The sequence below is a fragment of the Pseudomonas sp. 13159349 genome (genome assembly GCF_013305685.1).
Classification (GTDB): domain Bacteria; phylum Pseudomonadota; class Gammaproteobacteria; order Pseudomonadales; family Pseudomonadaceae; genus Aquipseudomonas; species Aquipseudomonas asiatica.
In genome coordinates this window covers 470,329-483,542 of record NZ_CP045553.1, presented here as the reverse complement: position 1 = coordinate 483,542, position 13,214 = coordinate 470,329, and the positions used below count along the sequence as shown (strand labels likewise).

The 13,214-nt window shown below is 63.9% G+C and carries 13 protein-coding genes; 5 read left to right on the top strand and 8 right to left on the bottom strand.

Annotated elements, in window-relative coordinates; genetic code table 11:
* Positions 1-261: 261 nt before the first annotated feature.
* The 6 genes from GEV38_RS02150 to bioB all read right to left on the bottom strand — a co-directional run bounded on the left by GEV38_RS02150 (position 262) and on the right by bioB (position 5,247).
* Entirely contained in the window at positions 262-558 is a 297-nt protein-coding gene (locus GEV38_RS02150; protein ID WP_003258614.1) for a hypothetical protein, read from the bottom strand.
* A 230-nt stretch (positions 559-788) separates the two neighbouring features.
* Positions 789-1,469 carry a dethiobiotin synthase gene (bioD, locus tag GEV38_RS02145; protein ID WP_015268700.1) on the bottom strand — a complete coding sequence of 227 codons (681 nt, stop codon included), beginning with the start codon at positions 1,467-1,469 and terminating at the stop codon, positions 789-791.
* A 10-nt stretch (positions 1,470-1,479) separates the two neighbouring features.
* Positions 1,480-2,298: a malonyl-ACP O-methyltransferase BioC gene (bioC, locus tag GEV38_RS02140; RefSeq protein ID WP_015268699.1), complete on the bottom strand. Its 819-nt coding sequence runs from the start codon at positions 2,296-2,298 to the stop codon at positions 1,480-1,482.
* On the bottom strand, positions 2,291-3,022 hold the full coding sequence (locus GEV38_RS02135) for an alpha/beta fold hydrolase (protein ID WP_054573687.1): 732 nt from the start codon (positions 3,020-3,022) through the stop codon (positions 2,291-2,293). The genes bioC and GEV38_RS02135 overlap by 8 nt, the downstream gene beginning before the upstream one ends.
* Positions 3,015-4,187: an 8-amino-7-oxononanoate synthase gene (bioF, locus tag GEV38_RS02130; protein WP_054573686.1), complete on the bottom strand. Its 1,173-nt coding sequence runs from the start codon at positions 4,185-4,187 to the stop codon at positions 3,015-3,017. Before bioF ends, GEV38_RS02135 begins: the two co-directional genes overlap by 8 nt.
* 1 nt (position 4,188) lies before the next feature.
* Positions 4,189-5,247: a biotin synthase BioB gene (gene bioB, locus GEV38_RS02125; RefSeq protein WP_013970556.1), complete on the bottom strand. Its 1,059-nt coding sequence runs from the start codon at positions 5,245-5,247 to the stop codon at positions 4,189-4,191.
* A gap of 89 nt (positions 5,248-5,336) precedes the next feature.
* On the opposite strand from bioB, the gene GEV38_RS02120 reads away from it, so the two are divergent.
* The 4 genes from GEV38_RS02120 to rarD all read left to right on the top strand — a co-directional run bounded on the left by GEV38_RS02120 (position 5,337) and on the right by rarD (position 9,033).
* Complete coding sequence (locus GEV38_RS02120) at positions 5,337-6,068, top strand: ComF family protein (protein ID WP_015268695.1); 732 nt, start codon at positions 5,337-5,339, stop codon at positions 6,066-6,068.
* Positions 6,069-6,240: 172 nt separating this feature from the next.
* Entirely contained in the window at positions 6,241-7,005 is a 765-nt protein-coding gene (locus tag GEV38_RS02115) for a TOBE domain-containing protein (protein WP_015268694.1), read from the top strand.
* Between the two features lie 101 nt (positions 7,006-7,106).
* Positions 7,107-8,081 (top strand): serine/threonine protein kinase, encoded by a 975-nt coding sequence (locus GEV38_RS02110; protein WP_013970553.1) that lies wholly within the window; start codon positions 7,107-7,109, stop codon positions 8,079-8,081.
* A gap of 64 nt (positions 8,082-8,145) precedes the next feature.
* The gene (rarD, locus tag GEV38_RS02105) at positions 8,146-9,033 is read left to right on the top strand and encodes an EamA family transporter RarD (RefSeq protein ID WP_015268692.1); all 888 of its coding nucleotides are present in this window, start codon (positions 8,146-8,148) and stop codon (positions 9,031-9,033) included.
* A 332-nt stretch (positions 9,034-9,365) separates the two neighbouring features.
* Here the strand turns inward: rarD and GEV38_RS02100 are convergent, their stop codons facing one another.
* On the bottom strand, positions 9,366-9,884 hold the full coding sequence (locus GEV38_RS02100; protein ID WP_013970551.1) for a glycine cleavage system protein R: 519 nt from the start codon (positions 9,882-9,884) through the stop codon (positions 9,366-9,368).
* A gap of 450 nt (positions 9,885-10,334) precedes the next feature.
* On the opposite strand from GEV38_RS02100, the gene GEV38_RS02095 reads away from it, so the two are divergent.
* Positions 10,335-12,512 carry a malate synthase G gene (locus GEV38_RS02095; protein ID WP_054573685.1) on the top strand — a complete coding sequence of 726 codons (2,178 nt, stop codon included), beginning with the start codon at positions 10,335-10,337 and terminating at the stop codon, positions 12,510-12,512.
* 139 nt (positions 12,513-12,651) lie between these two features.
* Here GEV38_RS02095 and GEV38_RS02090 read toward each other — a convergent pair whose 3' ends face one another.
* Positions 12,652-13,191 (bottom strand): response regulator, encoded by a 540-nt coding sequence (locus tag GEV38_RS02090; RefSeq protein WP_043935237.1) that lies wholly within the window; start codon positions 13,189-13,191, stop codon positions 12,652-12,654.
* Positions 13,192-13,214 lie beyond the last annotated feature (23 nt).

Below are 13,214 nucleotides of genomic sequence, written 5' to 3'. Positions count from 1 at the left end.
GTGGGGTGACCAGCACGTGGCGGCCGTCGATCAAACAGTTGTTTGAAACTTACGTTTAGCTCCGCCTTATGTCAAGGATGGACTATGGTGCCATTTACGCCACGAAAAATGGCAAAAGCGTCAAGCCATGATAAGTCCCCCTGTGGGAGCGGGTTTACCCGCGAATGGGCCAGCCCGGAAAACAGAGGTTTCCGGGCGGACGCATTCGCGGGTAAACCCGCTCCCACAGGGATAGCGTTATGTTCGGGAAAGGCCGCCGTGTCAGGCGTAGGTGTCGATGATCCGGCCGAGCATTTCGTCGGAAGCCTTGGCGACCTTTGCGCCAAGCTCGACTTCGAGTTTGCCCACGGCCAGCTGCACGGTGCTGGTGGCCAGGTCCATTTGCTGGCTGCGGTCGACCGCGCGCAGGCGTTCGGCCTGAAAATCGCTGGACTGGCTGGTGGCGCTACGTTCGGCGGTGGTGCTGGCGATCTGGCTGGCAGCCTGATCGACGCGGTTCTGGCCGGTCTGGATTGCGCTCAGGCCCGCGTAATAGGCGGAGCTACCGGTGATTTCCATGTCAGGACTCCATTGACGCTGGATGGCGAACAGGCCCATTAAAGCAGGCCAGGGGCGAAAAGGCCCGTTTAAATCCCTAATGGCCTCGTGCCATTTGATAGGCCTTGGGTATTCCTGTACCGGCCTCTTCGCGGGCTTGCCCGCTCCTACAGGGGACCGCGCGATACCTGAACCCTGCGCTGTACCTGTGGGAGCGGGCAAGCCCGCGAAAGGGCCAAGCCTGGAAACGGCTAATCCAGCAGATCCAGCTGAAGGTGTTCAGCCACCATGTCGGCACTGGCCTGCTTCAATTTGGGCACCCGCCCCAGGCATGGCGCCGGCAAACGCTCGGCCAGGCTGGCCAGGTTCTCTTCCAGGCGCGAAGTACGCGGCTCGATGATGTTCGCCACCCATCCAGCCAGTTGCAGCCCGTCACGCTCGATCGCCTCAGCGCTTAACAAGGCATGGCTGATACAGCCGAGCCGCACCCCGACCACCAGAATCACCGGCAGCCGCAGGGCCACCGCAAGGTCGGACAGGTTTTCCAGCCCCGACAACGGCACGCGCCAGCCTCCGGCTCCCTCGATCAGGGTGAAATCGGCATTTTGTTGCAGCACATTCCGCATCGCAGCCAGCAGGTCCGACACGGCCAGCGTCACCCCGGCCTCACGTGCTGCCACATGCGGCGCAATCGCAGGCTCGAAGGCAAACGGGTTGACCTGTTCGTAGGGCATCTTGATCGTGCTTTCATCGATCAGCGCCTGAGCGTCGCTGTTGCGCAAGCCTTTGGGCGTCATCGTGCAACCGGAGGCCACCGGCTTGGCTCCCAACGTGCTCATGCCCTGCAACCGTGCCGCATGCAGCAGGCCGGCAGCGATGGTGGTTTTGCCGACATCGGTATCGGTACCGGCAATGAAATAGGCCTGGCTCATCTCGCTCCCCTTAAGCCTGTGGCTTGCGCAACACACCATAGACCACCTGGTAGGTGGCTGGCAGCCCCTCGGGCTGGCGAAACGCCTCATACGCCTGCAACAGGCCCTGCATGCGCGCCCGGCCGGTAAGCCCGGAAGGTCGGCCGGGGTTCAGGTTGTGGGCGCCGAGAGCCTTGAGTTCATGGGTAAGGCTGCGTACATCCGGGTAGTGCAGCACGTGCGGACAACGCTGCAGACCAAGCTGTTCGAAGCCGCTGGCTGCGCACAGGCGCTGATAGTCCTCGAAACGGCGGAAGCGGTTCACATGCACCAGGCCATCCACCGCCTGCCAACTGGCGCGCAGTTCATCGAGGGTACCCACACACAGGCTGCTGAAAGCCAGCACGCCGCCCGGGCGCAGCACTCGCAGCGCTTCTGCCAGCACGCTGGCGAACTGGCCGCACCACTGCACGGCCAGGCTGGTGAACACCAGGTCGACGCTGGCATCACGCAGCGGCAAACGCTCGGCGTCACCGGCCACGTGATAGAGCGCCCCGCCTTGCTCGTTGCGGGCATGGCACAACATGCCTTCGGCAATATCCACCGCAACGCCGCTGGCCTGGGTGAACCGCTCGGCCAACGCCCTGCTGAAATGACCGGTGCCGCTGCCCAGGTCCAGCCAGCGTGACGGCTGCAGGCCTTCCGGCAACTGTTCCAGCAAGCTCGAACCCACCGCACGCTGCAAGGCTGCCACGCTGTCGTAGCTGGCTGCGGCGCGGGAGAACGAGGCTGCTACCTGGCGCTTGTCGGGCAGCGCGCCGGGCAGGGTCGGACGGGAAAGGTCAGTCATCGCCACTCTCATGCAGGAAACTCTTGATGCCCGCCGCCAGTTCCTGCGGGTACTCCAGCAGGAACGCGTGGGAACTGTCTTCGACCAAGCCCACTTCTACATCGGGCAGCAGCTCGCTCAGCGCTTTTGCCGCCTCTGCCGGCACCAGCGCATCGCTGCCGGCGAACAGGTGCAGCTGCGGGCCACCATAGGCCTGCAGTGCTTCGCGGGTATCCAGCTTGGCCAGCACCTCAAGGCCCGTGGCCAGGTACAACGGGTCGGTGTCCGGCACGCCGACACCCAGCTGGCGCAGCAGGGTGCGCGGTTGCAGGGCACCGTCGCTGCACAAGGTACGGAAGCGCTTCAGGGTGACCTGGGTATGGCTGCGGCAGCCGTCGAGGAAGGTGCCGAAAGTGTCTTCGGCCATGCCGTGGGGCCAGTCGGGGCGGGCCACGAAACTGGGGTTGCTGGCCAGAGTCAGCAGGCCGCAGCAATGGTCGCCGCGCTTGTGCGCCAGCGCGCTGGCCAGCATGCCGCCTAACGACCAGCCACCCAGCCAGACATCGCTCGGCAGCTTGCGGTCGAGGTGGTCGACCCAGGCCTGCACATCGCTATGGGCCAGTTCCGGCAAGGGCATCAGCTCTACCTGCAGGCGGGCGTCCTGGGCACGCAGGCTGGCGGCCAGCGGCTCCAGGGAAGCAGTGCCCAAGCCCCAGCCAGGCAACAGAACAAGTCGATTACGCATCGGCGCTCTCCAACTGTGGATAACACTCGGCCAATGCATTCAACAATAGCTGCACCTGCGCCCCGCTGTGCGCGGCGCTCAATGTCACCCGCAGGCGTGCGCTGCCCGCCGGCACGGTGGGCGGGCGGATGGCCGTCACCAGCAAACCGCGTTCGCGCAGCATGCGTGACAGGCGCAGGGCCTTTGCGCTGTCGCCGATGACGATGGGCTGGATCGGCGTCGGGCTGTCCATCAATTCCAGGCCGATCTGCTGCGCACCTTCACGGAACTGGCGGATCAGCGCGGCCAGGTGCTCGCGGCGCCAGGTTTCGCGGCGCAGCAATTCCAGGCTCTTGAGGGTGGCGCAGGCCAGCGCCGGTGGCTGGCTGGTTGTATAGATGTACGGGCGGGCGAACTGCACCAGCGCCTCGATCAGCTCTTCGCTGCCGGCCACAAAGGCACCGGCGGTACCACAAGCCTTGCCCAGCGTACCGATCAACACCGGCACATCCTCAACGCCCAGGCCGAAGTGCTCGACGATACCGCCGCCCCGGGTGCCGAGGGTGCCCAAGCCATGGGCATCGTCAACCATCAGCCAGGCACCGCGAGCGCGGGCGACATCGGCCAGCGCCGGCAGGTCGGCCAGGTCGCCGTCCATGCTGAACACGCCATCGGTCACTACCAGGGTATTGCCTACGGCCTTGTCCAGGCGGCTGGCCAGGCTGGCCGGGTCGTTGTGCAGGTAGCGGTTGAAACGGGCACCACTGAGCAACCCGCCATCCAGCAGCGAAGCGTGGTTCAGGCGGTCCTGCAGCACCGTGTCGCCCTGCCCCACCAGCGCGGTGATGGCGCCCAGGTTGGCCATGTAGCCGGTGGAGAACAGCAGCGCGCGCGGGCGCCCGGTGAGTTCGGCCAGGGCCTCTTCCACCTGGTGGTGCGGCGTACTGTGGCCGATCACCAGGTGCGAGGCACCGCCACCGACACCCCAGCGCTCGGCGCCGGCCTGCCAGGCGGCAATCACCTCGGGGTGGTTGGCCAAGCCCAGGTAGTCATTGCTGCAGAAGGCCAGCAAACACTGGCCATCGACCACCACTTCCGGCCCCTGCGGGCTTTCCAGCAGTGGCCGCTGCCGATACAGGTCTGCGGCGCGCCGTTCGGCCAGGCGCGCTGCCAAGTCGAAGGCCATTTCAGGCTGTCGCGGCGTTGTAGAACATCTCGCTGCTGCGCTGCTCGACCAGCGCCTGCTCGATGGCCGCCTGGTGCACTTCGTCGGCGTGCTCTTCACGCGCTTCGGGCTTGATGCCCAGGCGTGCGAACAGCTGCATGTCCTTGTCGGCCTGCGGGTTGGCGGTGGTCAGCAGTTTTTCGCCGTAGAAGATCGAGTTGGCACCAGCCATGAAGGCCAGGGCCTGCATCTGCTCGTTCATCTGCTCGCGGCCGGCGGACAGGCGCACGTGCGACTTAGGCATGAGGATACGGGCCACGGCCAGCATGCGGATGAAGTCGAACGGGTCGACGTCCTCTTCCTCGGCCAGCGGCGTGCCGGCCACCTTGACCAGCATGTTGATTGGAACCGACTCCGGGTGTTCGGGCAGGTTGGCCAGCTGGATCAGCAGGCCGGCGCGGTCGTCCAGCGACTCACCCATGCCGAGGATGCCGCCGGAGCAGATCTTCATCCCGGCATCGCGCACGTAGGCCAGGGTCTGCAGGCGCTCGCTGTAGGTGCGGGTGGTGATGATGCTGCCGTAGAACTCAGGCGAGGTGTCGAGGTTGTGGTTGTAGTAGTCCAGGCCGGCCTGAGCCAGGGCCTTGGTCTGCTCCTGGTCGAGCTTGCCGAGGGTCATGCAGGTTTCCAGGCCCATGGCCTTCACGCCTTTGACCATCTCCAGCACGTAGGGCATGTCTTTGGCCGACGGGTGCTTCCACGCCGCGCCCATGCAGAAGCGGGTAGAACCAATGGCTTTGGCGCGGGCGGCTTCTTCCAGCACCTTCTGCACTTCCATCAGCTTCTGTTTTTCCAGCCCGGTGTTGTAGTGGCCGGACTGTGGACAATATTTGCAATCTTCCGGGCAGGCGCCGGTCTTGATCGACAACAGGGTCGAAACCTGCACGCGGTTCGGGTCGAAATGCGCGCGGTGCACGGTCTGCGCCTGGAACAGCAGGTCATTGAACGGTTGCTGGAACAGCGCCTTGACCTCGGCCAGGGACCAGTCGTGACGTGTTGTTGCAGTTGTGCTGGCGCTCATTGGCGTTTCCTTGTTTAGGCTGAAGCAGGCGCCGGGACAGGAAAGCCCGCCAGCGCATCACGGATAGCTCGCATAGTCATGGAAGGCCTATGAACTGTCAACCACACTGGAAAAGACTGGTTTACAAGTGCTCACTTATTAATCAATTGTGTTTGCTGTGCGATGAACCTGCCGAGCAGGCCTACCCGCTGTGCGTCGCCTGCGAGCAGGAACTGCCCTGGCTGGGCGATCATTGCCTGCGCTGCGCCCTGCCATTGCCGATAGCCGGCCTGACTTGCGCTCAATGCCAGCGCCGCGCACCGGCCTTCGAGCAGGTGCTTGCACTGTGGCATTTCGGCTTTCCGGTGGACACGCTGATCAGCCGTTTCAAGCACAACCGCCAGTGGCCCTTGGGGCGCCTGATGGCCGAATTGCTCGCGCATGGGCTGCTGCACCGCTTTACCGAAGGGCTGCCGCGCCCCGACCTGTTGTTGCCTGTACCCTTGGCCAAACGTCGACTACGGGAGCGGGGGTTCAACCAGGCGGGGATGCTCGGGCGCTGGCTGTCGTCGCACGTGGGGGTACGTTGCGACGAGCGGTTGCTGCTGCGCACACGGGAGACACCTGCGCAGCAACAACTGGACGCCAAGGCCAGGCGACGCAACTTGCGCCAGGCGTTTACCGTCACGGGCAAGCTGACGGGCAAGCATGTCGCCATTGTCGATGACGTGTTGACCACCGGTGCGACCGCGCAAGCGGTTGCCGAAGTGCTGCGCAAGGCCGGTGCGCGGCGGGTGGATGTGTATTGCCTGGCGCGTACGCCCAAGCCGGGGTACGTATGAGCAAGCGCGAATTGCCCGGTGTAGGAGCGGCCCTGTGTCGCGATCGGGCTGCGCAGCAGCCCCAGCGATATTTGCCAAGGCATGAATCGTGGGGCCGCTTCGCGCCCCTTTCGCGACACAAGGCCGCTCCTACACACTATCCACCCTCAGGCCCCCACAAGACCGAATGCCCATGCCCCTGCCCCCCCACCTTACCCAGCACATCGCTCGCCGCCCCCAACGCATCGCGCTGCTGCAGTACATTGCCGAAGAAGGTTCGATCACCCGCGCCGCCAAGGCTGCGGGCATCAGCTACAAGGCCGCCTGGGACGCCATCGACGAACTCAACAACCTGGCCAGCCAGCCCCTTGTCGAGCGCAGTACCGGCGGGCGTGGTGGCGGTGGTGCCCGTCTGTCGCCGGAAGGCCAGCGGGTGCTGCGCCTGTACCAGAGGCTGCAGGCCCTTCAGGCGCAAATCCTCGAAGCGGCCGAAGAGTCCAGCGACCTCGACCTGCTCGGCCGGCTGATGCTGCGTACCAGCGCGCGCAACCAGTTGCAGGGCCAGGTCAGCGGCCTGCGCCGCGAGGGACGGCATGATCGCGTCAGCCTGGCGTTGGGCGGAGGGTTGGAGATCGAGGCGTTGATCACCCACGACAGCACCGCACGGCTGGAACTGACGCTGGGGACGACGGTAGTGGCGCTGCTCAAGGCGGGGTGGGTGAGGTTGCTGGCCGACGAGGAACAGGCCGAAGCGGATAGCAATTGCCTACGGGCGACGGTGGAGGAGGTGCTGGCGGAGGCTGATGGGCCTGGTGAGGTCCGGTTGGCGTTGGGGAATGGGCAGACGTTGTGTGCGTTTGCCGAGACGGATTGGTTGGCTGGGCAGCGGGTGGCAGCAGGCAGTTCGGTGCGGGTTCAATTTCATCCCTCTTATGTATTGCTTGGGATTCCTGCATAGCCTGGCCGCGCTTTGCGCGGTTCGCGGGTTTACCCGCGAAGAGGCCGGTACAGGCATAACGCGTTACCATGGTCCCCACGCCGCCTATCCCCGGAGCCCCCATGTCCCACCCCTTCGATACCCTCACCCCCGACCTGGTCCTGGACGCCGTGGAAAGCCTGGGCTTTCTCAGCGATGCCCGGGTGCTGGCGCTGAACAGCTACGAAAACCGCGTCTACCAGGTGGGCATCGAGGGCGCGCAACCGCTGATCGCCAAGTTCTACCGCCCAGGCCGCTGGAGCGACGCGGCCATCCTCGAAGAGCACAGCTTCACTGCCGAACTGGCCGAATGCGAAGTGCCGGTGGTCGCCCCGCTGCAGCACGACGGCCGCACCCTGTTCGAACACCAGGGCTTCCGCTTCACCCTGTTCCCCCGCCGCGGCGGCCACGCGCCAGAGCCGGGTAACCTCGACCAGCTCTACCGTCTTGGCCAGTTGCTCGGCCGCCTGCATGCCGTGGGTGCCAGCAAACCGTTCGAGCACCGCGAAGCGCTGGCTGTGGACAACTTCGGCCACGCCTCGCTGAATACCCTGCTGGAAGGCGATTTCGTCCCTCGCGAACTGCTGCCGGCGTTCGAATCGGTGGCCCGCGACCTGCTCAAGCGAGTGGAGGACATCTATGCCCGCACCCCGCACAAGCTCATCCGCCTGCATGGCGACCTGCACCCCGGCAACCTGATGCACCGCGACGAGGTGTACCACGTGGTCGACCTCGACGACTGCCGCATGGGCCCGGCGGTGCAGGACTTGTGGATGATGCTGGCCGGCAGCCGCGAGGAGCGCCTGGGGCAACTGGCCGAACTGATCGACGGCTACAACGAGTTCCACGACTTCGACCCGCGCGAGCTGGCCCTGATCGAGCCCCTGCGCGCCCTGCGCCAGTTGCACTACAGCGCCTGGCTGGCGCGGCGCTGGGACGATCCGGCATTTCCGCCGAGCTTCCCCTGGTTCGGCCAGCCACGCTACTGGGGAGACCAGATCCTCGCCCTGCGCGAGCAAATGGCCGCACTGGATGAAGCGCCGCTGAAATTGTTCTAGAAGCACGCCCGCCTCTGTCTACAATAGGCGTCGCTTTATTTAGCTACCTAAGCAAGGATTCTGCATGCACGCCGCAAACCCGCGTCGCGGGTACCTACTGGGCCTCAGCGCCTACATCATCTGGGGTCTTTTCCCCCTGTACTTCAAGGCAATCCAGAGCGTTCCGGCGGTGGAGATCATTGTCCACCGGGTGCTGTGGTCGGCACTGTTCGGCTCGCTGTTGCTACTGGTGTGGAAACACCCCGGCTGGTGGCGTGAACTGCGTGACAACCCGCGCCGGTTGGGCATCCTGGCCCTGAGCGGGGCGCTGATCGCCGGCAATTGGCTGACCTACGTATGGTCGGTGAACAACGGGCGCATGCTCGAGGCCAGCCTGGGTTACTACATCAACCCGCTGATCAACGTGCTGCTGGGCATGCTGATTCTTGGCGAGCGCCTGCGTCGGCTTCAGTGGCTGGCCGTGGCCATGGCCGCGGTGGGTGTGGCTCAGCAGGTGTGGCAGGTGGGCAGCCTGCCGTGGGTGTCGCTGGTACTGGCGCTGAGCTTCGGCTTCTACGGGCTGATTCGCAAGCAGGCACCGGTGGCGGCGCTGCCGGGCCTGGTGGTGGAAACCTGGATGCTGGTACCGCTGGCGCTTGGCTGGCTATTGCTGCATCCGGCGGCGACAAGTGCCCAAGGCGCGTTCTACACCAGCAGCGAAGCGTTGTGGCTGATGGCTGCGGGGCCGGTGACACTGGTGCCGCTGGTGTGCTTCAACGCTGCTGCGCGGCACTTGCCGTACACCACGCTGGGCTTCCTGCAGTACCTGGCGCCGACCCTGGTGCTGCTGCAGGCGGTGCTGCTGTTCGATGAGCATTTGTCGCCGAGCACCTTGGTGGCGTTCATGTTCATCTGGGCGGGTTTGGCGATTTACAGCGTCGATGCGTGGGTCAGTTTGCGCAAGCGCAGCTGATCAAAAAATGATCACAACTCTGCGGCCCCTGTAGTTCATGGCCTGCAGAGACATCTCCAAAGGTTATCCACACCCTCGTCCCCGTGCTTTGTGCACAAGCTGCTGATTTTTGGGTGTTTTTTGATCAAAGCCGTGTAAGGCGCGCGCGGCCTGGGCTGGAGAGGGGAACCCCCAGGTTATCCACAGGGCCTTCCCCGTGATATCGGGATAACCGCAGGGGGCTGCTTTGCAGCCCATCGCGACACAAGGCCGCTCCTACAGGGGAACGCGTAACCCTTGTAGGAGCGGCCTTGTGTCGCGATGGGCCGCGAAGCGGCCCCGGCAATCTCGGATCAATCCTCCGGCCGCAGCTTCAACTCCACCATCAAGTCATCCGCCAGACTCTCCAGTCGCTGCTGCAGTTCTTCGAGCGGTAGAGTCAGCGGCAAAGCCAACAACGCATCTGCATGAAACAACGGCTCGCTGCTCATCGGCGCCGGCCGCACTTCTGTTGAAAACCGCTCGACGTTCACCTGCAATTCAGCCAGCAAACGGGTGATATCACGCACGATCCCCGGCCGGTCATTCCCTACCAGCTCCATGGCAATCGGTTTCCAGGTACACGAAGGCTCGATGCCACTCTCGGCGATCAGCACGCGAATGTCATATCGGACCAACCCCTGCAGCGAAGCCACCAGCTCGTCGTAGTTTTCCGCCGGCACCGCCACCCGCAGGATGCCGGCAAACTGCCCGGCCATGCGCGACATGCGGCTTTCCAGCCAGTTGCCACTGTGGTCGGCGATGCACTGGGCAATGCGCTCGACCTGGCCGGCCTTGTCAGGGGCAATCACAGTCAGTACAAGATGATCCACAAGCCCTTCCTCGTGTCGGACCGCGCCGTGCGGCAGAAAATCGGGGGATCGACTCAGTATAGGCAAGGCGCGGCAACCTGCCGCAGGGCAATCCGCACAACGAATCGTGTACTGTTTCAAGATTTATCTGGAACAATCCACCTGTTTTTTGCGAACATACTCACTCCCAGCGTGACCATACGCGACCAACGGGTCGCATAACGGCGCTTTTAGTCTGATTTTGCCCCGCCTACTGCTTCATGTAGTATCCCGTGGCGCGGACTACAAAACGTCGTTTGGATGTCTGCCAAGGCGCCTGTGAAAATACGCACACTGTCTGCCAGCCGGTCTGGCAGGCCGCACCCAGCCGCGCTCGGGGTTTACTCGGGGGCATGCACTGGTGCCGTGTTTAGAGAAGCGCTACAGGCTTAATACAGAAGAGCGAAATAGCTGAGCAGAGTGAGGCAAGCAATGACTGGATACGTTCAAGTCGGTGGCCTTCAGGTCGCCAAGGTCCTGTACGACTTCGTGAACAACGAAGCCATCCCAGGGACCGGCATCGTCGCCGAGCAGTTCTGGGCCGGTGCAGAGAAGATCATCAATGACCTCGCTCCAAAGAACAAAGCCCTGCTCGCCAAGCGCGACGAGCTGCAAGCCAAGATCGACGCCTGGCACCAGGCACGCAAAGGCCAGGCCCACGACGCCGTAGCCTACAAAGCATTCCTCCAGGAAATCGGCTACCTGCTGCCACAAGCCGACGATTTCCAGGCAACCACCCAGAACGTGGACGAAGAAATCGCCCACATGGCCGGCCCGCAGCTGGTCGTACCGGTGATGAACGCCCGCTTCGCCCTGAACGCCGCCAACGCCCGTTGGGGTTCGCTGTACGACGCGCTGTATGGCACCGATGCCATCAGCGATGAAGGCGGCGCCGAGAAAGGCCAGGGCTACAACAAGGTACGTGGCGACAAGGTCATCGCCTTCGCCCGCGCCTTCCTCGACGAAGCCGCGCCACTGGCGGCCGGCTCGCACGTCGACTCCACCGGCTACCGCATCGAAGGCGGCAAGCTGGTAGTTGCCCTGAAAGGCGGCAGCAACAGCGGCCTGCGTGACGATGCCCAGCTGATCGGCTTCCATGGCGATGCCGCTGCGCCGACCGCCGTGCTGCTCAAGCACAACGGCCTGCACTTCGAAATCCAGGTCGACGCCAGCACCCCGGTCGGCAGCACCGACGCCGCCGGCGTGAAAGACATCCTGATGGAATCGGCGCTGACCACCATCATGGACTGCGAAGACTCGGTTGCAGCCGTTGACGCCGACGACAAGGTGATCGTCTACCGCAACTGGCTGGGCCTGATGAAAGGCGACCTGGCAGAAAGCGTTAGCAAGGGTGGCAAAACCTTCACCCGCACCATGAACCCGGACCGCGAGTACGCCGCGCCCAACGGCGGTAGCGTGACCCTGCATGGCCGTTCGCTGCTGTTCGTGCGCAACGTTGGCCACCTGATGACCAACCCGGCGATCCTCGACGCCCAAGGCAACGAAATCCCCGAAGGTATTCAGGACGGCCTGTTCACCAACCTGATCGCCCTGCACAACCTCAATGGCAACACCAGCCGCAAGAACACCCGCACCGGCAGCGTGTACATCGTCAAGCCGAAGATGCACGGCCCGGAGGAAGTAGCCTTCGCCGCCGAAATCTTCAGCCAGGTCGAAGACCTGCTGGGCATGAAGCGCAATACCGTCAAGGTCGGCATCATGGACGAGGAGCGCCGTACCACGGTCAACCTCAAGTCGTGCATCAAGGCCGCAGCCGAGCGCGTGGTGTTCATCAACACCGGCTTCCTCGATCGCACCGGCGATGAAATCCACACCTCGATGGAAGCCGGCGCCGTGGTGCGCAAGGGCGCCATGAAAAACGAGAAGTGGATCGGTGCCTACGAGAACAACAACGTCGACGTTGGCCTGGCCACCGGCCTGCAAGGCCGTGCGCAGATCGGCAAAGGCATGTGGGCCATGCCCGATCTGATGGCAGCCATGCTCGAGCAGAAGATCGCCCACCCGTTGGCTGGCGCCAACACCGCCTGGGTGCCGTCGCCGACTGCAGCCACCCTGCATGCCCTGCACTACCACAAGGTGGACGTACAGGCGCGTCAGCGTGAACTGGCTTCGCGCACACCCGCGTCGGTGGATGACATCCTCACCATCCCGCTGGCCGCCGACACCAACTGGTCGGCCGAAGAGATCCGCAACGAACTGGACAACAACGCTCAGGGCATCCTCGGCTACGTGGTGCGCTGGATCGACCAGGGCGTAGGTTGCTCGAAGGTGCCGGACATCAACAACGTCGGCCTGATGGAAGACCGCGCCACCCTGCGCATCTCGGCCCAGCTGCTGGCCAACTGGCTGCGCCATGGCGTGGTCAGCCTGGAGCAGGTGCTGGAAAGCCTCAAGCGCATGGCCGTGGTGGTGGACCAGCAGAACGCCAGCGACCCTCTGTACCGCCCGATGGCACCGAACTTCGACGACAACGTCGCGTTCCAGGCGGCGGTAGAACTGGTGGTGGAAGGTGGCAAGCAGCCGAACGGCTATACCGAGCCGGTACTGCACCGCCGTCGCCGCGAGTTCAAGGCGCGTAACGGGCTGTAAGCGACATCTGCGACAGGGGGCCGCTTTGCGGCCCAATCGCCGGCAAGCCAGCTCCCACAGGGACTGCACAGGCCCCAAACGCTGTGCGGTCCCTGTGGGAGCTGGCTTGCCGGCGATGAGGCCGGAACAGGCTCCTCAGCTAACCGATCTGCAGTTCTTTCTTCACCAGCTCCAGCAGCCTGTCCAGGTCGACCGGCTTCAGAAGAAAATCCACAACCCCCAGGTGCATCACGTCCACCGCCTCTTTCACGTCGGTATCGCCCGACACCACGATGATCGACAACGCCGCCCGCTCTGATTCGCGAACCTTGCGGATCAGGTCCAGGCCATCCTCGGGCTGCATGCGCAAATCCGTGATCATCAAGCCGATTCTTTGCTGGTAGTGCAGGTACAGCCTGGCCTCCTCGGCCCCATCCGCCCCGACACAGTCAATCCCCCGGCTTTTCAGGTACAGGATCAGCGCCTCACGATTCACCGCATTGTCATCCACCACCAGCACCAGGGGCTTGGCAACCACGGGCGCACTTACGAGGGCCAATGCCTCGCGCTCGGCGTCACTCAGGATGTCGTGTTGCTCAGGCATGCTCATCTCGTCAAAAAAATTCCGCTTCAGCATTAGGACCGCAGAACTTGCGTAACCCGGTTGGCCTTTCGTCGGGTCTTTGACAGGGGCGCTCATAGACTTACGTCCAATGGGCACCA